Origin of the sequence: Atopobium deltae, assembly GCF_001552785.1 — a bacterium.
Lineage (GTDB): Bacteria > Actinomycetota > Coriobacteriia > Coriobacteriales > Atopobiaceae > Atopobium > Atopobium deltae.
This window is the reverse complement of record NZ_KQ959515.1, coordinates 3060-4432: the sequence shown is the minus strand read 5'-3', so window position 1 is coordinate 4432 and position 1373 is coordinate 3060. Positions and strand designations below refer to the sequence as shown.

The 1373-nt window shown below is 43.0% G+C and carries 2 pseudogenes; both read left to right on the top strand.

Features of this window, described 5'->3' with window-relative positions:
- Window positions 1-502, top strand: a pseudogene (locus HMPREF3192_RS06830) (hypothetical protein); the annotation flags it as partial.
- 66 nt (window positions 503-568) lie between these two features.
- Window positions 569-1373: pseudogene (locus HMPREF3192_RS06955) on the top strand (hypothetical protein); the annotation flags it as partial.

Below are 1373 nucleotides of genomic sequence, written 5' to 3'. Positions count from 1 at the left end.
CAAGAAAACGCTTGCCGAGGTTGGTGTAACAGAAACAGATTGCGAAAATAGGAAAAGCTATCAGCTTTGCCGCTCATATTACAAAGGCGATATGTTCCTTACCCCTGCCTACACGGCATTTGTAAACCATGGTCATATTGGGATATATGGAGACAAAGATTGGATTGTAGAGGCTCCAGGATTCTTTGCAAAAAGTAGATGGGCATGGCACTATAACACTTTTGTTGGAAAAGGAACAGTGCTTATGGAGACAACGTTGACACAAGCACAACAAAACGCAGCCGCAGACTATGCATACAACCATTTACTTGGTTATCCTTATAACCTGGCATTTTGGGACAATAAAGGTTTAAATCCGAAGGAATTGAATTGTTCGCAGCTTGTATGGCTAGCTTATAAAAAGGGAGCAGGCGTAGATCTCGATGGAAATGGAGGCACTGGCGTCTATCCCTATGATATTAAAGAATCCAAGTATACAAAGGTGAATTGGGTTATTGAATAGCCCCTCTATATGCATCCATCAAAAACCGACTGCAAACAAAATTGTCATTCGTGAGATTGGAATATCATGAAACGCCGCACCATAAAAGGTATCGTTGGCGCAGTGCTTTGTGCTGTACTTCTCGGCGTCTTTCTCCTTTTTAAGTCAGCTTATGTTAAACCAGCGAAAACGAGCACAGCCAAGGATTTCACCACTAAAGGTCAAGTACTTGCGATGCAATTAAGCGAATCAGCCTTCGGAAGACAGACCTATAATCCAAAAAACGGTTACCTTGTGCTTACCGATGCTTCAGGTAAAACTCGGGTCTTTCACTCAGGAAAAATGGGTTCCGGTGAGCCAATATGGACGGCTACAGGAATTTTCTATGGAGGTGCAGAATCTGAATATTTGACCAACGAGCAAGGAACAAAAATCATACCTCGAGATATATCACCCGATCATGAGTACGCTCGCTATCAGCGAGACAAGGGACGTGGCTTCATAGCCTTCTATGCTTTAGGAAGTGATCCTGGTGGCTATCAACAGCCTGTTCTTGTTGGCGATTCAGAAAAAACAAAAAGCTTCGATGTACGTGGAGCCTATATGAGTATGGGCGTCTGTGATGATATTCTTTATGCTGTGGCTCAGACAAAACTTGCCCCAAATCTTCTTGAACAGGCGAAAGCGGTGTATCAAAAGCATGCGGGGGTAACAAATGCGGAGTTAGCAGCAATAGATAATTTTGATATTCTTGTCCAAGTCTATCCCGCAAACCATCCAAAGAACCCAAAAGTGCTTGAAAGCTTTCCGCGTGATCCAAGGTTCTCACATCCAGTCAGAGAGTTTCAGCGTGTCAATGACAGCATTTACCTTTTAAGCTTTTTACTTGATC